The organism is Halomonas sp. MCCC 1A13316, assembly GCF_014931605.1.
GTDB lineage: Bacteria > Pseudomonadota > Gammaproteobacteria > Pseudomonadales > Halomonadaceae > Halomonas.
Map to the genome: position 1 here is coordinate 2501982 of NZ_CP053382.1, position 17357 is coordinate 2519338.

The following is a 17357-nucleotide window of genomic DNA, read 5'->3' on the forward strand; positions in this document are numbered from 1 at the left end:
CAGGGAGTTCATATCGACCACACCCACAATTATGCACAAACGGTCAAATCCGTTAACCAAACTTGCCTTTGCCTATCGCGAAAGCGCATAAAGAGGTGCATAAAAACCATAAAAACAGCAGGCAGTATGCCTACCTGGCATTGCCTGGGCACCTCTGAGAGCGCCAGCGTTGATATGGATGCAGCAACCTTCATTTTGCTGCGGGTTCAAGCAAGGGACAGTTATGTATAACGAGATGATGCGGGCGGAGATCTGGCTGCAGGATCACTTGGATAGCCAGCAGGGAATAGAAGACCTCGCCAGCCGACTCGGTTATTCGACCTCACAGGTTCGGCGGAGGTTCAAGCAGTGCTTCGGTCTGTCCCCTAGCGCTTATCGCGATACCCTGCGATTGGAAAAGGCGGCACGCCTGCTGGCGTTCACCCCTTTCTCCATTCAGACTATCGCCTCTCGCTGTGGCTATCGGAATCATTCCGCCTTCAGTCGCGCTTTCCAACGATACCACAATCAAACGCCACGCCAATACCGCCAGGCGTTGCGATTGAAACTTCATCATAACCCCTACTGCCAGGGGCATGGCGGCGACCCACCCAAGTATGAAATCCGCAAGGCACCTTCACGCCAGGCCCTGGTAACGCGCCTGTACCGAAAGGAGCGTAGCCATCCCCTCAGGGTGCTGCGTAAATGGGCCAATCATGCCAAGGGAGTGGAGAGCCTGCCGGATCGCTTGCGACACGGGCAGACCATTGCCTTGATGCACAACATTCCACTGCCCAGCGACGTGGAACGCATCGATGTGGGCCCGCTCATTAACGGCAACGAAGCACCGGGGCTTGCCATCCCCGCCTCCTTTCGCCTTCTGAATTTGCCAGCTCAGCAGCACGCTTGCGTGGAGTTGGAATCGTTGGAAAACATACCCGACGTGATTCTCTACCTGGTTTGCGAAGGCCTTCCAAAAGAGAGCCTACATGCCAGCGGCGAAGCGGTTCAGGTAGAATGGGACGCGAAAAACGTTCTCGTCAGGCTTCCTGTCCAGCACGCCTGATAACTGCCAGAGGGCCCGCGCAATCGGCGCGCGCCCTCGCCACCCGGGCCTGAAGTTCAACATTCAACTTCAGGCCTCTCGGCTCAAGACTCTACTCAGGACTCGACGCGAACCAGCCAGCCTTCTACGGTGTCGGAGCCGAACTCGTCTTTCCATGCCTTGAGTGTCTTCTGGTTACCGCCACGGGTTTCCACCACCTCGCCGGTTTTCGGATTCTTGTAGATCTTCAGTTTGCGCTTGCGACGCCCGGTGCTGGAAGCCGCTGCCGCTTTGGCCGGTGCAGATTTGCCACCCTGCGGTTCGAGCAGGCCGATAACATCGGTTGAGCTCTTGTTGAACTCACGCATCAGGGCTTCGAGCTTGTCCTTGAACTCCAGTTCCGCCTTCAGGCGGTCGTCGTTCTGCAGCCGCTCCATTTCAGCCTGAAGCTGCTTGAGCTGCTGCTCTTTCTGCATGAATTCGCTGAGAAGAGACATAAACACGGTCCTTGCAAATGGGAGGATATTTTGGGATGCCGCCTATAAATACAACAACCCGAACCAAATGACAATACTTGAGCCTAGTTTTAGTCGACCCGCATCGGCAGAGTCAAATAGGCAAGCCCGTCAGTTAACACGATGAGTAAGCGGCACTCAACGTTACCGCAACACACTCGAACTGAAAGAGTACGCCTTGTCAATCATGGAACTTTTGCGAGTAGATAACTCACTAGCTGAATCGCCGCAAGACCCTTGGCCGCCTTCTTGCATTGAAGCCCCTTAGACGATAAGCCAGAAAGCCACTCGTCTGCGGACCAAAGTGAGCCACTCAAGTAAAGCAGGCCGCTTATCGAAGCGTACGGATCAGCGACCACAAAGCCAGTATAAATAAGTATACACTAATTAAGAGATTTGTGCCTCACCGAGCCTTTGTTACACTTCTACTCAAGTACGATCCGGATGCGATCGAGGATACGACGAAAGGGATGTCATGTACTTGTTCCACAACTTCAAGTCTCGCAACGACTTATGCCCCGAAGACAAGCGAATTTTCAGTAGCTATGTCGGCCCGGTTCGGGAGGTGAAGAAAGGAAGCCACCTTGCCCACGAGGGAGACAGGCTGGAGTGCCTGCACCTCATCGAGCATGGCTGGGCCTGCAGCTACAGGATGCTGCGCGACGGCAGCGAGCCCATCACCTCGTTGCTGCTGCCTGGCGATATCAGCGACAACGGCCAAGGCCTATATAACAGGTTGGAATTCTCCATCCGGGCCATTACATCGCTTCGCTTCACCACCATCGATTCCGTCAGTGCCGAGCGATTGTTCGAGCGTCCCAGAATACTTCGCCTGTTCCGGGCATCGGGGCATATCAGCCATAGCATGGCCTTGAATTGGATCATCAATGTCTCGGCGCGCAGCGCCGAGGGGCGTATCGCCAATTTGCTGTGTGAATGCTATGCCCGTTTACATGCCGCCGGGCTGACCTACCAGGGCCGCTACTTCTTTCCGCTAACGCAATCGGAAATTTCCGACGTGCTGGGGCTTTCCAGTGTTCATGTCAGCCGCTCGATCGGCAAGATCAAGCGCAAGGGCCTGATAGAGAACTGCGATAACAAGCAGATCCAGATCAAGAACTGGCACGGCTTGGCCACCTTGGGCGATTTCAAGCACGTAGACCTGGGAATCGACCCTTGATCGCCTGATGTTCATACGGCAGAACAATCACAACAGCCGAACCACTCACCCACCCCATCCTTACCAAGGCGAAGGGATTACACCCTCACCAACGTATTCCTGGGTACGGTTGCGGTAGCGATTCGGATCTCCTTCGGCCTCCTCTGCCCACGCCGACTCCACGATTGGCGCATGTAAATCCTGACCACGATCGCGGCCGCAGACAGTACAGCGAGCTCGCCACCAGACGTAGACCTCGCCTTCGCCCGAGAACCCGGCCATAAGATAATGGCGGTAACCAGGTGGTGGGTAATCGCGATACCACTGCTGCAGCAGTGCATCGGTATCCAGTAGTTCCAGGTTGATTTCGTAGAAGGACTGGGTCCGATAGGAAAACCAGCGCGCCTGCACTGAAGACGGAGCAGGAATGGGGCGAGACAAAACGGCAGTTGCCCCTCCTGCGGGAGGCCGCTTGTCGAAGCCACCACCCAGATTCCCTCCTGGCGACCACCACGTATGGTCAAAGGTCAATTCTTCAACCCATACTGGCCAGCTCGTAGGGCCACCATTGAGCTGTATCGCAAAGTCATACCGTCGTGGCTCTAGCTCCGCCTCGCAGCCTGTGGTCCATAGCAGTAATACCAGCAGTAGCGCAGGGCGAAGGCTTTTTATCAATAGCCTAGGCATTCTGAGGCTCCTGAGGTGCCGCTACTGGCGCATCGTGGTGGTTGGGGAATACCCGGCGCTCGCCGGAAGGTTCCGGTGCATAGGCCAGGCTCTCCTGGCGGTGCGAGGTATGAATATAGCCATTAAGGAATCGGTGTGAATCGTCCAGCCGCCCTCCGGCAGCCCGCCAGGCATCAAGCTTTTCTCGTAACTCCGCGGGGATAGCATGATTCGGATCGGCATCGTCCAGATCTCGCAACGGTACCCAAACTCGCTTAGCCTCATCATGCATTCGATGCAGCGCATGGATGGCCAGTTCCTTGCGCGTAGCGCGCCGCTCGACTTCTAGTACGTCCATTCCATCCACGCGGATGGAGAGCCCTCGTGCCTGCGCTTCCTCCTGGGCCAGGCGAGTCGTCTCCCCATTGGCACCAAGCCCGCCGCGGCGACGCACGACCAGCTCCTCGAAATTGGCGAAGTCCGCCTCGTGCCGGGGGTTCTCGTAGCCGCCACCCACATCGGAATGCGCCCCCGGCAGGGCGATCTCGGTGAAGTTGCCGGGATGGTTGCCCTGGGCATCGGCAATGCTGCTGAGCGGAAAGTTGCGGCGGATTTCGTGATGAGAGGTGAGCTGCACCACGCGCGCGGCGCTGCCTGAAGCAAGGTAGAGATCGAAATCGAGGTTTTCGGCATTGCCGGGCCAGTAAAAGCTACCCACGGTATCGAATAGCCCTACGAAGCGCACCTGCGGGAAAGGAATCGGCGTGGGTGGAAAGGCTGGGATGAGGCGCATCGGTGGTTGGTAACCTGGCCTGAAAAGGTGGAAGTCCGGCACCAACAAGTGTTCCGGCCAGCGGTGGATCAGGTTGACGAAGTGCCGAGCCAGAGCTGCGCCGCGGCTAAAGCCGAACACATCGAAGGTAATCAACGCATCAGGGTTGGCTTCCAAAAATGGGCGGAGCAGGTCCAAAGCCAGCTCGATACGCGCATGTCCGCCCTCAGGGCCGACGCCGGTGCCCAGCCCGAAGAGATCCTCCGAAGCCAAGAAGCCATCCTCGCTCTCGCTGCCGGTTATGGTACCCACTCCGGGAATGTAGATTCGGTGGTAATCTCCGTCGGCACCATCGAATCGATACAGGTCATGCAGCTTGGCCACGTTGGTTATATCGCGATCAGTCAGCTGGCGATCTTTGTACATGTTGTTGCCGGTGCCATCGAAAAACACGCCAATATGCAGAGTACGCTGCTGAGCGGGAGGCGTTTCCGCCACTGGCGGCGCTGCGGAAGGCCGCGGTTCGGGAGTCGTCACAGGGCGCGTGACGCCCGAGTCACCGTGCCGCTGTAGCATGGCCATGGCTCCTGGCCCCTAGCCACGGGCATTAAGCCGCGGCAGCAAGGAATCGACCAGACCACTGGTACTGAATGCCCAATGGGCGTTCGAGCGCCACTGCTTGCCGTTCCACTCGACCAGAGGAAGGAAGGGGCGGTCGAAACCGTCGTTGAGGACCAATAGCAGCGTGCCCTGCTTGACCGCCTTGACGATCGTCCGGATTGCCACCTCCCTGTCCGGCAGCACTCCACAACCGCCTGCCTTGGCATAGAGCTGTGAGAGCCCTTCCCGACCGGGCTCCCTCGACAACTTGTCTTTGACCTTACTCGAGGCCAGTGTGGGCGACTCGATGAAGGGAAGATCGATATCCCTGACGGCATGGCAAGGCATTAGCTTCCAGAACACTGCCTTATCTCCTGTCCCTGGGTTCAGATTGGCAATGTTTATTAGGGTATCCGGATTGTAAAGAGCCGCGCTATGGCCGATTTCCTACAGCTTTCTAAGCAAATATCTGACTTCAGCGTGGCGAGCGCTGCCGTTCTCACATAGCGCAATCAAGGGTCGGCTTGTTACACGAGCCCCAAGGAAGCACCAACCCTACCAGTAGCGTGGGTAGCGCCGATGGCGAGCCAGATTATTGACCAGAATCGCCACCACGAGCATTACGCCGCAGCCAATGCCGATCGGCATAAGGGGATACCACCAACCCAGGGTTGCAGTCGCCGCGGCACCGGGCGGATGAACGGTGTGGGTAAGCTGCATGGCAAGGACAGATAGCGACACGGCAAGCGTTACCGCCAGCGCCGTGCTACCCAGCAGGTGGAAGCAGGCCACGCCCACCAGGGCAGAGAGCATGCTGCCGAACAGGACATTTCGCGGCTGGGCGAATGGGCTATCGGGCGCGGCGAAGATGAGCACCGAAGTGGCGCCGAAGGAGGCCACGATCACCGTCCCGCATTTGAAACTCCTTGTTACAACCGTTAGGGTTGTCGGTTTTGTCGGACAGGGAAGCCGGCACGGTTGGCTGGCTACAAGCAAAGCGTAAACCGAGGCTGCCACTGCGGTATTCGGTGCTTGCTGGCCATGCTTCTGACAGAAGGCAGCACTATGAACGAGAACCGAAACGTCAAGATACGCGTGCGACGCTTGAGCAAGGTTTTTGGCAATCAGCCGAAGAAAGCTCTTGAACTCCGCGACAAGGGGCACAAGCGCTCCGAGATACTCAAGAAGACGGGACAGACGTTGGGGCTCTCCGATATCAGCTTCGACGTCTATGAGGGCGAGCTTCTGGTCATCATGGGGCTGTCCGGCTCGGGCAAATCCACACTTATTCGCTGTTTGAATCGTCTCATCGAACCCACCGAGGGCGAGATCGTCATTGACGGCCAGAACATTCCCGAACTTGGCGACAAGGCGTTGCTGGAATGCCGTCGCCGCCACTTCTCGATGGTGTTCCAGAACTTCGCGCTCTTTCCTCACCGCACCGTGCAGCAGAACGCTGAGTTCGGCCTCGAGATTCGCGGCGTGGACAAGGCCGAGCGCACCGAGATTGCCCGCAATGCGCTCAAGCAGGTGGGGCTCGATGGCTGGGAATACGCCTACCCCAACCAGCTTTCCGGCGGCATGCAGCAACGTGTCGGCCTGGCCCGAGCGCTGGCCAACGATGCCACTGTGCTGTTGATGGACGAGGCCTTCTCGGCACTCGACCCGCTGATTCGCGGCGACATGCAGCAGGAACTGCTGGAACTGCAACACCGCATGCAAAAAACCACGGTGTTCATTACCCACGACCTCGACGAGGCGCTGACCATCGGCGATCGCATCGTGCTGCTCAAGGATGGTGAGATCGTGCAGATCGGCACGCCGGAAGAGATTCTCACCCGGCCCGCCGATGACTACGTGCGCCGTTTCATCGAAGGCGTCGACCGTTCGCGCATCCTTACCGCCGAGAGCGCCATGCGTAAGGTGCGAGCCACCGTGCGCGACACAGACGGGCCGCGTACCGCCCTACACAAGATGCATGAGCACGCCATCGACTCCATCTACGTGACTCGCCGCGACCGCAGCCTGGTGGGCCTGCTCGAAGCCGAAGCTGCCGAAAAGCTGGTCAAGGAAGGCAAGGAGAGCATCACCGATGCCTTGACCCAGGACTTCCGCACCGTAGCCCCGGAGGAGCCCATGCATAACCTCTTCGCCATGTTTAGCGAAAAGAGCTTCCCCATCGCGGTGGTGGATGAGCAGAAGCGTCTGTTGGGCGTAGTGGTCAAGGGGGCGGTGCTTGATGAACTGGCCCAGGCGGCAGAGGAAGGAGGCAACTGATGGCTATCGATATTCCCCGCATTCCGCTGGGCGACTGGATCGAAGGCGGCCTGAACTGGCTGACCAGTGAGTACTCGGTGGTAACTCGCGGCATCTCTCGGGTGACGCAAACCGGCATCGAGTGGCTCAACGAGAGCCTGATGTGGCTGCCTGAATGGGCGCTGCTGGCGATCATCGCCGGGCTGTGCGGGAAACTGGCCAACCTGCGGCTAGCCATCGGTGCCGTGGCCGGCCTCGCGTTGATCTGGAATCTTGGCCTGTGGGAGCCGATGATCGAGACGCTCACCCTGGTGGTCATCGCCACCTTGGTGGCGGTCGTCATCGCCCTGCCAGTGGGTATCGCCGCGGCACTTTCCGAGCGGCTTTATCGCACCATCATGCCCGTGCTGGACTTCATGCAGACGATGCCGGCCTTCGTCTATCTGATTCCGGCAATACCCTTCTTCGGCATCGGCTCGGTATCGGCAATCTTCGCTACGGTTATCTTCTCAATGCCGCCTGCCATTCGCTTCACCACCCTGGGCATTCGCCAGGTGCCGGTAGAGCTGATCGAGGCGGCCGATGCCTACGGCGCCACCCGCGGCCAGAAGCTGCTCAAGGTACAGCTGCCTCTCTCGCTACCTACCGTGATGGCCGGCATCAACCAGACCATCATGCTTGCGCTCTCGATGGTGGTGATTGCTGCTATGATCGGCGCTGATGGTCTGGGTAGCGAAGTGTGGCGGGCCATTCAGCGCCTACGCCCGGGCGATGGCTTCGAGGCGGGCATCGCCGTGGTGATTCTGGCGATGCTGCTGGATCGTCTGACGCAGTCGTTGCGCAAGACACGCAGGAAAGGCTGAGAGCGCCCTTCTTGCATCTCGGGTCGGGAAGGGTCAGGCTAGTAACGTAAGTCTAGGTAAAGTAAAGCGAAAAGAGGGGAACAAATGACTAGTAAAGCTGCAACACGTCATGTGCGCCTGGCAGGACTGACCTTGGCGGCCGGTGCCGGTTTGGCTGCCGGTGTTGCCCAGGCACAGGACAAGGGCACCGTTCACCTGGCCTATGTGGAGTGGTCTTCCGAGGTAGCTTCCACCAATGTCGTACGTGCGGTACTCGAGCAGGCGGGCTACGAGGTCGACATGACCTCACTCTCCGCCGCTGCCATGTGGCAATCCGTGGCCACCGGCGATGCCGACGCCATCGTGGCGGCCTGGCTGCCGACCACCCATGAAGAGTACCTGAACCGTGTCGGTGACGATGTCGAAGATCTCGGCCCCAACCTGGATGGCACCAAGCTCGGCCTGGTGGTACCGGAATATACCGACGTCGACAGCATCGCCGAACTCAACGAGAATGCCGATACCTTCAATGGTGAGATCATCGGTATCGACCCGGGCGCCGGCCTGATGGGCCTGACCGAAGAAGTCATCGAAACTTATGACCTCGACCTGAGCCTGCGCAGCGGTAGCGGCGCTACCATGACCGCCGCACTGAGCAACGCCATTGCCAACGAGGAGGATGTCGTCGTCACCGGCTGGACACCGCACTGGAAGTTCGCCCGCTGGGATCTCAAGTACCTCGAGGACCCCGAGAACGTCTACGGCGGCGCCGAGCAGATCCACACGGTAGTCCGCCAGGGCTTGGAAGAGGACATGCCCGAGGCCTATGCCATCCTGGACGCTTTCGAATGGACGCCCGAGCAAATGGGTAAAGTCATGCTGATGAATCAGGAGGAAGACGCCGACCCATACGAGAGCGCCAAGCAATGGGTCGAAGAGAACCAGGACGTGGTGGAAGAGTGGCTTAACGGCTGATTTGCTATGTAATTCCACACGTACCAATGACAGACGCCTTGGCACTGCATGTGCCAAGACGTTTTCTTTGTTGGAGCCGCTCGGTCAGAATGTCTCGCTAGCGCGAGCGATATCATCCAGAACGGCGGTTATCAGTGCGGGATCGTTCAAGCTGCTTCGCGATCTCGATATCTCTGGCCTGGCTGCCCTGAGTGACGGGACGCGGCATACCTAGAAACGTCAGCCCTACCCTACCCAGATTCCTTCTATTCGCGGCATTGCCGTTGGCCCTCCGCCGCCAACACCACCTTCGGTATCGTCGAATGCCTCGTCGTAGTGAAACCCGCCGGCACCCTTAACCTCGATACTTCTGCCGACAACCTCACCATAGAACTGCCCGCTTCCGGTAACCTCGACATGCGAATGGGGTGCAATGATCTGCCCATAGAAATTCGAAGCGCCACCGAGAAACACACCGGATCCAGCATGTGTAGTATCGTCGTGGACGGAAACCACCGAAAGAATCGGGCTTACGTTGCCATTCACATCGACTCGGGTGGGCTTACCATCGCCCACCTCAATGGCACTGGCCAACTTGAACTCACCAGCCGTTACGATAGTAAGGCTACTTCCTTCGGCGACTCGAAACGAACCGCCTCCACCGATATCGATGTCGCCGGTAACTACCATGACCATATCGACCGGGTTGCCGGCACTACCGATATGGAAGTTGGCACTGCCCGCTAGCTTGAGGGAATCGAACCTAACGATGGATTTGCCCTGGTACTGTTGCGGCGTGCCGATATCCGATACCTTTCCGCCAGGATCATGCAGCCCACTGGCATCAAGAACGATATTGCGCCCTGCCCCCTTCATGTCGAGCTCCCCCGAAGAGGCTTCAACCTGAGCCAGATACTCGTCGTACCAACCAACCTGTACCGGTACATCACACTCTTCCGGCGACGACACCGAGAATACCGGTGTCAGCCCCTGCGGGCCACCACTATCGGCATCGAGCACACCTCCCACCTGATCGGCAGCGGTACGCACCGAACTCACTGCTGAAACCAGGGCATCGCCTTCGATGCGTGAACTCCAGTTGCCCAGTGAGAGCGTGCCGGCCGCCTGCACATCGCCATGTACGGTGCCGCTACTGGTAATCGCTACGTCGCCGAGGCCCGTCACATTACCGTATATGTTGGAGCCGCCACCGCTGATGCTTATCGTATCGTTTGCCTTGACGTTTCCATGTACGGCGCCTGAACCCGTCGTCGAGAACGTTCCGCTCGCTGCGACTTCACCGTGAATCGGCGAGGCACCGGTCACTTTGACTTCTGCCCCTTCGGTCTGGGTACCGACCACGACATTGCTACGCTGGGCATTGCTACCGCCATAGGGTCCCTCTCGCGAATCGTAGCTATCGATGATACCGCTGCCTTTCACCTGCACGCCCTCGCAGCTCATCAATCCACGTGAGCCCGGCGGCGGCGGTACCGGTACTGCAACAAGCGCAGTCGCCGTGCGCATGGCCTCATCGGCGGCATTGCCAAAGAAACCTTCGCTCACGATGCGTATGCCGGCCTGTCCCGCCAGCAGGGCATCATCCTCAGGCAGAGCCGGCAGGAGGCGCCAACGGTGGCGACCATTGGTTGAAATCGTGCCTTCTTCCGACCAAGTACCGGGAAGGGCACCATTCAGGGCAGCCTGGGCCTGCTCGGGAGTGGCTGCATTCCGTGCATCTACGGCGGCGCTACGCAGATCCGCAACGAAAGTGGTGGGATTGGCATTGAACACGGGAGGATTTGGCGGTTGGTCATTGTTGAATGCATCGATCGCGCCGCGAAGCTCATCGTTGAAGGCGTACAGCCCGGCTTCCGCTTCGTTCTGCGCAATGACCGATGAACGGTAGTTACCCGCCAACCGCTCGTTGACCTGGCTGCCGGTTATGCCCGACAGGCCAAGCATCAACGATACGCTAAGCATGGACAGCACTACGACGAGCGCAGCTCCCTGCTGACTCTGTTGTGTACCCGCCATCGCCACCTCCAGTGGCTTTTGACTACGTTACTGATACACAACTTTACAGTAGAAGGAGGCAAGCGTCACACTCAAGTAGGAGGCATCACGCAGCAAAGCATGAATTAAGCTCAACCCCTTAGCGCCAAGACCAGAATAGCCAGTGATCCGGAGCGATCATCTGAATACACTCTAGGCGGCCTTGAGTCCAGAAGCGGGGATAGAGAGTGCCATGTCCCGCTTCCTGCAAACAGAGCATCCGTGAATCCATCGAAAGCCAGTAAAGCTCCATGCCGGCATAAAACAAATACGCCATCATCAACATGATGCCTACCCATAGCAGCTTGGCCTGGATCGGCACAGGGCCTGCAAGTCGCTCAACGGGGGGTTGGCTCGAATCCCGGTAACCAAATACCAGACCGATAGCAAGTGCCATAATCAAAGAACTCAATGGGATAATATGTGCCCCGGCGAACTGCACATTCACCATAACACCAACAAACGCCATGACTAGGCAAGCAAAGAGTGGCTTATCTGGTTCGGGAATGGTTTTTGAGCGCTTATATATTCTCCAGCAGCCATACAGGATCAACCCCAGAAATAGCAACGCAATAGAGATGCCCCACTCCGCTGCGGTATTAAAGATGAGATTATGAGCATGAGCATAGCTGATACGACCATCCCCGGCGAACTGCATCGGACCAATACCAAAAGGAAAATTTTCAATACCGTACTCAATTGCCGTTCGCCAAAGATCGAATCGATTGCTGTCACTCGTTATATCTCGCAAAAAAATCGTACCGTCCGCAGTCTTACGGAGTGGATTGACGAACCACCATCCCGCCAAGCCTGCCAATGCGGAACCGAACAGTGTTGCCACTGGCCAACGCGCCGCCCGCCTAAATAGCACAAGCGCAGTGATCATGGCCAAGGTAAGTGACAGAATTCCGGATCGACCTTCGCTGACAAAAAGAAGATACCACCAAAATGACAGCGGCAAAAAACAGAGCATGAAAGCGATCAAGGAATGACGAGGACGGCTAACGATATATAGTAACGACAAGGGCATCAATCCGGCGGCCAAGTCAGAGAAATGGCGAATATTTCCTAGCCCAGGAGTCAATTCTCGACGAAGCAAAAAATCTCGCTGCAATATAAGTGCATCAATAGTTACTAAAGCGTAGAGCAAAATCAATAGCATGACAGAACCACCCACCAGCAACCAACCCAGCGCCACCCACCCTCTAACTGCCAAACCTATTGAAAACACCAAGCCAAAAAGACCCAGCCAGCCCCCAACCTCCAAAAGAGCAAGCCAGGGCGATGGCGACACAAGGCTTACCAGAAGCATCCAAATTAATAACCCCAACCAAGTTATTTTTTCATGCTTCGAAATACTATCTATATAAATATCCCCCCTCTTCCCTATAAGGTAGGAAAATGCCATCACCAACACGCCGTATTGAATAAAGCGCTGAAGATCGTACTCACTGCTAACTTGTGAAGCCCACCAAGAAGAAAGCAGCCCAAAAAGAGCCGACACCACGACTAAAAATGGCATGCCACTCTCCTAAATCACCTTCACGTAGCACACATTTTCATAACAAAGAAAAGCAGCCTTGGCATCATCACGGCGAAATATCCGCGATATCAATAAAGATGAAAAAAAGGTCGGCGATTATGCCGACCCTAGAACTTATAACCCGAAGAAAACTAAACAGCTTCAGCCTTCACTCCGACCCACTAACTTCCCGTTATTCCTATATTAACGCTTCCGGTAGCGTTAGCGGTACCGGTACCTGAGTTATAGCTTACAGCAGTATCTGACGCGCCAACATTGGTAAGTCCGCACTCGGTTGAATAACCGCTACCGAACACATCTGTCAAATCTGTAGCGGTTCCACCAGTAGCTCTTTCGGCAGCGACACCTGAAGCATACGACCTTGCTTCTGCAAGGCAAGCAGCGTCCTGTGCTCTGTTTGTATAATTCTGATACTGCGGAATCGCAATCGCCGCCAGAATACCGATGATCGCGACCACGATCAGCAGTTCGATCAAGGTGAAACCGCCCTGTCCTTGCTTGGCGGCTGCTCGTTTCATCATCATTTCCTTCATGCTCATCGCCGTCGTCCCCTGCTCTCTCGTGCCTCTGTGGCTGCCTCGGCAGCCCTGCGGGCGTGTCACCTGCGGCGAGATCGCCGCCGCTTCGTGTGGGCTTACGCCCGTCGCCTTGCCAATAACTCGAGCCTGCCTGCGCTCGAGTCCGCTTCGTTTCGGTGGCCTTACGACCTTCCTGTCGATCACATTAATTTACACATACCCCTCGTCGCAAGCGCTACCTACGTTGGCATGAGGGTTATCTCACTATATTCCATGTTAGCGTTAAGCGATGACAGCGCAACCGCCTAGCCACAGGTTCGTGCAACGCTACGTCAATGCAGCGTGACGTGCGTTTACCAGCCGGGTGGGAATGTCACACACCGAAAGGCTAGAATGCTGGTACCGCTTAGCTTACGCCCCTGCGGCCCAACGCCTGAGGTGCCATGAACGACTACCGAACAGCACCCGACAAGACCCGTGCCCACGCCCGAGATGGCGAGAGCGCCCCCACGCAGCCCGTGGCCAACCTCGACGGCCTGCGCGGTTTCGCGCGCAGGCTGGTGGAGTACGGGCTGCTTTCACGCGCGGCGGCCGAGCGGGCGGAGTACGAGGCGCGCGAGGCGGAGACCAGCCTGCTGCAGCATGTGGTCGATAACGGCCTGGTCACGGCTCGCCAGGGTACGCTGTGCGCTGCCTGGGAATACGGCCTGCCCTTGGTCGATCTGGACGCGCTGCGCCTGGCGAGCCTACCCCCGGCAAACGAATATCCCGAGAAGCTGCTGCGCAAGCTGTGCGTGGTACCGCTCAGCCGCCGCAGCCACCGGCTAACCGTTGCCGTGCCTTACCCTTCCACCCTGGCCCTGCTCGACGAGCTGCAATTCGCCACCGGCCTGGGCATCGAAGCCGTGCTGTGCCCGGTGGATCAGCTGATGCCGGTACTTGAGGCCTACCTGGCCCAGCACGATTCCAGCATGATGGACGAGCTGGCAGGGGTCGATGACGCGGTAAGCGAGCTGGAATTTGGCGAAGGGGTCGACCTCAGCGACGAGCGCGCCGACGATGCCGCCCTGAGCGGTGCCGACGATGCGCCGATCGTCAAGTTCGTCAACAAGGTGTTGCTGGATGCCATTCGCCGCGGCGCCTCTGACATACACTTCGAGCCCTACGAGACCAGTTATCGCGTGCGCATGCGCGTGGACGGCATGCTGATGGAGTCGGCACGCCCGCCCTTCGCCATGCGTTCGCGCATCGCCGCCCGCCTCAAGGTAATGGCGCGGCTGGATATTTCCGAACGCCGCCTACCGCAGGATGGCGCGATCAAGCTGAAGGTATCGAAGACCCGCTCGATCGATTTCCGCGTGAACTCGCTGCCAACCGTATACGGCGAGAAGATCGTACTGCGTATTCTCGACCCTGCCTCGGCGCAGATCGGCATCGATGCGCTGGGCTTCACACCGGAACAGCGCGCCCTGTACGAAGGCGTGCTTGACCAACCCCAGGGCATGATACTGGTTACCGGCCCTACCGGTAGCGGCAAAACGGTAACGCTCTATACCGGGCTGAACATCCTCAACGAGGTGCAGCGCAACATCTGTACCGCCGAAGACCCGGTGGAGATCAAGGTCCCGGGGGTCAACCAGGTCAACGTGCTGCCCAAGATCGGCCTGGATTTCGCCAGCGCCCTCCGCGCCTTCCTGCGCCAGGACCCGGACGTGGTGATGGTGGGTGAGATCCGCGACCTGGAGACGGCCGAGATCGCGGTGAAGGCGTCACAGACTGGCCACCTGGTGCTCTCCACGGTACACACCAATTCAGCCGCAGAGACCCTCACCCGCCTGGCTAACATGGGTGTGCCGGCTTTCAACATTGCCAGCTCCGTTAGCCTGATCATCGCTCAGCGCCTGGCCCGCCGGCTGTGCAAGCACTGCCGCCAGGAGGCGGAGCTTCCCCGCGAGGTGTTGCTGCAGGAAGGCTTCACCGAGCAGGAGGTGGATAACGCCACGGTGTATGAAGCAGTCGGCTGCAAGCACTGCACGCATGGCTACAAGGGCCGGGTGGGGATCTATGAAGTGGTGCCGATCAGCACGGCCATGAGCCAGCTGATCATGCGCAACGGCAACTCGATGGACTTCGACACCCTGGCTCGCCAGGAGGGGCATCCGGACCTGCGCCGCAGCGGGCTATTGAAGGTGATGCAGGGGATTACCAGTTTGACTGAAATCAACAGGATCACAAAAGACTAACCAACTGATACAAATTATTGCTGCATTGCGTAATGAAGCACCCTCATATCAGGCACACTTGAGCCGATAATAACAGGAAAGTAGAACCGACTATCGAAACTGCAGCAGGGAAACTATGACAACCAGAACGGCTAGAGCGCCAAAGAAGCTGAGACTGTACCGCTGGCGCTGGACGGGCAAGGGCCCTGGCGGGCGCCTGGTCAGCGGTGAAGTAGTGGCCGCCGAGAAGTTCGAGGTGGAACGCGAGCTGGCCAACCAGAACATCATCGTCAGGAACGTGCGCCGCAAAGGCGGGCTGACTGGCGGTATGGGAACCGTCAAACCCCGGGACATCATGCTCTTCGCTCGCCAGATGGCCACCATGATTCGTGCCGGTGTGCCGGTGCTCCAGGCGTTCCAGGTGGTGGCCGAGAGCATCCGCAAGCCGGCCATGAGTGCCGTGGTTCAGCAGATGATGAACGAGGTGGCAGCCGGCTCGAGCTTCTCCCAGGCGCTGCGCAATCACCCCGACCATTTCGATAGCCTGTTCTGCAACCTAGTGGAAGCGGGCGAGAGTTCCGGCTCGCTGGACCGCATGCTCGATCGTATCGCCATCTACAAGGAAAAGGTGGAGTCGCTCAAGGGCCGGGTGAAGAAGGCGCTGTGGTACCCCATTGCGGTAATCCTGGTGGGGGTCGGCGTCACGGCGCTGCTGCTGATCAAGGTGGTACCGCAGTTCGAAAGCCTGTTCCACGGTTTCGGCGCCGAACTGCCGGCCATGACCCGCATGACCATCGCCCTTTCCGAATTCGCCCAACAGTACTGGCTGTGGGGCCTGGGCGGGTTGATCGCCTTCGTCTACCTGTTGCGCCAGGGCATCAAGCGCTCGCCGGCTTTCGCCTACCGCGTACATGCGTTCCTGCTCAAGGTACCGGTGCTCGGCGATATCTTCGACAAATCCGCCGTGGCACGCTATTCCCGTACCCTGGCAACCACCTACGGCGCCGGCGTGCCCATGGTGGAAGCGTTGGACATCGCCGCCGGGGCCACCGGCAATCTGGTCTACGAGCGCGCCACGCGGCAGATCCGCGAGGACGTCTCCACCGGCCAGCAGCTCCACTTCGCCATGCGCCTGACCGAACGCTTCCCCGCGCTGGCGGTGCAGATGGTGGGCATCGGCGAGGAGTCCGGCGCGCTGGATGCCATGCTCAACCGGGTGGCCGACTATTACGAGGAGGAAGTCGACAACAAGGTCGATGCCCTCACCTCGCTGCTGGAGCCGCTGATCATCGTGGTGCTGGGGATACTGGTCGGCGGCCTGGTGGTCTCGATGTACTTACCGATCTTCGAGTTGGGCACTGTGCTGTGAGGTACTCACTTGCTGGTTGACGTTCCCCCCGCCATTCTTTGGCCACTTGTGGCCGTGCTGGGTCTTTGCCTGGGCAGTTTCCTCAACGTGGTTATCGTACGTCTGCCGGTCATGCTGATGCTGGGCTGGCGCGCCGAGGCCCGCGAGGCGCTTGAGCTGCCCGAAGAGGAGTCGCACCGCTTCAATCTGCTGGTGCCGCGCTCGATATGCCCCCAGTGCGAGACGCCTATTACCTGGCATGACAACTTGCCGGTCGTCGGCTGGTTCAAGCGACGCGGCCGCTGTGCTGCCTGTGAAGCGCGCATCAGCCCGCAGTATCCTCTAGTGGAGCTGGCCGGTGCCGGCCTGGCACTGGCTGTACTGGCGCTTTACGGGGCCACCTGGCAAGGCCTGTTCGTCTTCGGCGCCTGCCTGGCGCTGCTGGCCCTGGCCGTGATCGACCTGCGTACCCAGTTGCTGCCGGACATGATGACCCTGCCGCTGCTGTGGGCCGGGCTGCTTTACCAGTTGCTATTCCAGCCGCTGATGTTGACTGACGCCGTGATCGGCGCCATGGCGGGTTATCTCGCCCTGTGGAGCGTCTACTGGCTGTTCAAGCTGGTGACCGGCAAGGAAGGCATGGGCTACGGTGACTTCAAGCTGCTGGCGGCCCTGGGCGCCTGGCTGGGCTGGCAGTACCTGCCGATGGTGTTGATCCTTTCCGCCGGCGTGGGTGCCGTCGTGGGCATCGCCATTCAGCTCGCCCTGCCCCGCCTTCGCGGCGCACCGATGCCCTTCGGACCCTACCTGGCCAGCGCCGGCTGGGTGGCGCTGCTGGTAGGCGAGCCGCTGATGGCCGCCTATGTCGACATGGCGTTTTAAT

Annotated in this window: 16 protein-coding genes; 8 read left to right on the plus strand and 8 right to left on the minus strand. The window is 58.6% G+C overall.

The features are described from left to right. Positions 1-178: 178 nt before the first annotated feature. Positions 179-1045, plus strand: a complete 867-nt coding sequence (locus HNO52_RS11640; RefSeq protein WP_232090244.1) for a helix-turn-helix transcriptional regulator — start codon at positions 179-181, stop codon at positions 1043-1045. A 95-nt stretch (positions 1046-1140) separates the two neighbouring features. Here HNO52_RS11640 and HNO52_RS11645 read toward each other — a convergent pair whose 3' ends face one another. Continuing rightward, the gene (locus tag HNO52_RS11645; RefSeq protein WP_197565476.1) at positions 1141-1521 is read right to left on the minus strand and encodes a histone-like nucleoid-structuring protein, MvaT/MvaU family; all 381 of its coding nucleotides are present in this window, start codon (positions 1519-1521) and stop codon (positions 1141-1143) included. A gap of 493 nt (positions 1522-2014) precedes the next feature. Between HNO52_RS11645 and HNO52_RS11650 the strand changes: the two genes are divergently transcribed. After that, on the plus strand, positions 2015-2719 hold the full coding sequence (locus HNO52_RS11650; RefSeq protein ID WP_197565477.1) for a Crp/Fnr family transcriptional regulator: 705 nt from the start codon (positions 2015-2017) through the stop codon (positions 2717-2719). Between the two features lie 60 nt (positions 2720-2779). On the opposite strand, the gene HNO52_RS11655 is transcribed toward HNO52_RS11650, so the two are convergent. The 4 genes from HNO52_RS11655 to HNO52_RS21470 all read right to left on the minus strand — a co-directional run bounded on the left by HNO52_RS11655 (position 2780) and on the right by HNO52_RS21470 (position 5900). Continuing rightward, positions 2780-3385 (minus strand): DUF2931 family protein, encoded by a 606-nt coding sequence (locus tag HNO52_RS11655; RefSeq protein ID WP_197565478.1) that lies wholly within the window; start codon positions 3383-3385, stop codon positions 2780-2782. Then, entirely contained in the window at positions 3378-4712 is a 1335-nt protein-coding gene (locus HNO52_RS11660) for a T6SS phospholipase effector Tle1-like catalytic domain-containing protein (protein WP_232090246.1), read from the minus strand. Before HNO52_RS11660 ends, HNO52_RS11655 begins: the two co-directional genes overlap by 8 nt. 18 nt (positions 4713-4730) lie before the next feature. Further along, on the minus strand, positions 4731-5099 hold the full coding sequence (locus tag HNO52_RS11665) for a hypothetical protein (protein WP_197565479.1): 369 nt from the start codon (positions 5097-5099) through the stop codon (positions 4731-4733). A 192-nt stretch (positions 5100-5291) separates the two neighbouring features. After that, positions 5292-5900, minus strand: coding sequence for an HPP family protein (locus HNO52_RS21470; protein ID WP_442907048.1), 609 nt, complete (start codon positions 5898-5900; stop codon positions 5292-5294). On the opposite strand from HNO52_RS21470, the gene HNO52_RS11675 reads away from it, so the two are divergent. The 3 genes from HNO52_RS11675 (at position 5802) to HNO52_RS11685 (ending at position 8809) form a co-directional block, all read left to right on the plus strand. Further along, positions 5802-7013, plus strand: coding sequence for a quaternary amine ABC transporter ATP-binding protein (locus HNO52_RS11675; protein ID WP_197565481.1), 1212 nt, complete (start codon positions 5802-5804; stop codon positions 7011-7013). The two genes, HNO52_RS21470 and HNO52_RS11675, sit on opposite strands and share 99 nt — an antisense overlap. Before the next feature lie 5 nt (positions 7014-7018). Beyond that, positions 7019-7855: an ABC transporter permease gene (locus HNO52_RS11680; RefSeq protein WP_197569205.1), complete on the plus strand. Its 837-nt coding sequence runs from the start codon at positions 7019-7021 to the stop codon at positions 7853-7855. Positions 7856-7939: 84 nt separating this feature from the next. Further along, a complete protein-coding gene (locus HNO52_RS11685; protein ID WP_197565482.1) occupies positions 7940-8809 on the plus strand; it encodes a glycine betaine ABC transporter substrate-binding protein in 870 nt (289 codons plus the stop codon). A gap of 225 nt (positions 8810-9034) precedes the next feature. Here HNO52_RS11685 and HNO52_RS11690 read toward each other — a convergent pair whose 3' ends face one another. The 3 genes from HNO52_RS11690 to HNO52_RS21475 all read right to left on the minus strand — a co-directional run bounded on the left by HNO52_RS11690 (position 9035) and on the right by HNO52_RS21475 (position 12925). After that, on the minus strand, positions 9035-10825 hold the full coding sequence (locus HNO52_RS11690; protein ID WP_197565483.1) for a DUF7305 domain-containing protein: 1791 nt from the start codon (positions 10823-10825) through the stop codon (positions 9035-9037). A gap of 118 nt (positions 10826-10943) precedes the next feature. Next, positions 10944-12365 carry an O-antigen ligase family protein gene (locus HNO52_RS11695; protein ID WP_197565484.1) on the minus strand — a complete coding sequence of 474 codons (1422 nt, stop codon included), beginning with the start codon at positions 12363-12365 and terminating at the stop codon, positions 10944-10946. Positions 12366-12547: 182 nt separating this feature from the next. Beyond that, complete coding sequence (locus HNO52_RS21475; protein ID WP_442907049.1) at positions 12548-12925, minus strand: pilin; 378 nt, start codon at positions 12923-12925, stop codon at positions 12548-12550. Positions 12926-13347: 422 nt separating this feature from the next. On the opposite strand from HNO52_RS21475, the gene pilB reads away from it, so the two are divergent. The 3 genes from pilB to HNO52_RS11715 all read left to right on the plus strand — a co-directional run bounded on the left by pilB (position 13348) and on the right by HNO52_RS11715 (position 17356). Next, positions 13348-15147 (plus strand): type IV-A pilus assembly ATPase PilB, encoded by a 1800-nt coding sequence (gene pilB, locus HNO52_RS11705; protein ID WP_197565485.1) that lies wholly within the window; start codon positions 13348-13350, stop codon positions 15145-15147. A gap of 115 nt (positions 15148-15262) precedes the next feature. Next, positions 15263-16495 carry a type II secretion system F family protein gene (locus HNO52_RS11710; RefSeq protein ID WP_197565486.1) on the plus strand — a complete coding sequence of 411 codons (1233 nt, stop codon included), beginning with the start codon at positions 15263-15265 and terminating at the stop codon, positions 16493-16495. A 9-nt stretch (positions 16496-16504) separates the two neighbouring features. Continuing rightward, positions 16505-17356 (plus strand): prepilin peptidase, encoded by an 852-nt coding sequence (locus tag HNO52_RS11715; RefSeq protein ID WP_197565487.1) that lies wholly within the window; start codon positions 16505-16507, stop codon positions 17354-17356. The last annotated feature ends 1 nt before the right edge of the window (position 17357 follow it).

What these genes read in the sequence shown, in the direction of transcription:
- HNO52_RS11640 (WP_232090244.1), top strand. Translation starts at nt 179, where the DNA reads ATGCAGCAACCTTCATTTTGCTGCGGGTTCAAGCAAGGGACAGTTATG.
- HNO52_RS11645 (WP_197565476.1), bottom strand. Translation starts at nt 1,521, where the DNA reads ATGTCTCTTCTCAGCGAATTCATGCAGAAAGAGCAGCAGCTCAAGCAG.
- HNO52_RS11650 (WP_197565477.1), top strand. Translation starts at nt 2,015, where the DNA reads ATGTACTTGTTCCACAACTTCAAGTCTCGCAACGACTTATGCCCCGAA.
- HNO52_RS11655 (WP_197565478.1), bottom strand. Translation starts at nt 3,385, where the DNA reads ATGCCTAGGCTATTGATAAAAAGCCTTCGCCCTGCGCTACTGCTGGTA.
- HNO52_RS11660 (WP_232090246.1), bottom strand. Translation starts at nt 4,712, where the DNA reads ATGCTACAGCGGCACGGTGACTCGGGCGTCACGCGCCCTGTGACGACT.
- HNO52_RS11675 (WP_197565481.1), top strand. Translation starts at nt 5,802, where the DNA reads ATGAACGAGAACCGAAACGTCAAGATACGCGTGCGACGCTTGAGCAAG.
- HNO52_RS11685 (WP_197565482.1), top strand. Translation starts at nt 7,940, where the DNA reads ATGACTAGTAAAGCTGCAACACGTCATGTGCGCCTGGCAGGACTGACC.
- HNO52_RS11690 (WP_197565483.1), bottom strand. Translation starts at nt 10,825, where the DNA reads ATGGCGGGTACACAACAGAGTCAGCAGGGAGCTGCGCTCGTCGTAGTG.
- HNO52_RS11695 (WP_197565484.1), bottom strand. Translation starts at nt 12,365, where the DNA reads ATGCCATTTTTAGTCGTGGTGTCGGCTCTTTTTGGGCTGCTTTCTTCT.
- HNO52_RS21475 (WP_442907049.1), bottom strand. Translation starts at nt 12,925, where the DNA reads ATGAGCATGAAGGAAATGATGATGAAACGAGCAGCCGCCAAGCAAGGA.
- pilB (WP_197565485.1), top strand. Translation starts at nt 13,348, where the DNA reads ATGAACGACTACCGAACAGCACCCGACAAGACCCGTGCCCACGCCCGA.
- HNO52_RS11710 (WP_197565486.1), top strand. Translation starts at nt 15,263, where the DNA reads ATGACAACCAGAACGGCTAGAGCGCCAAAGAAGCTGAGACTGTACCGC.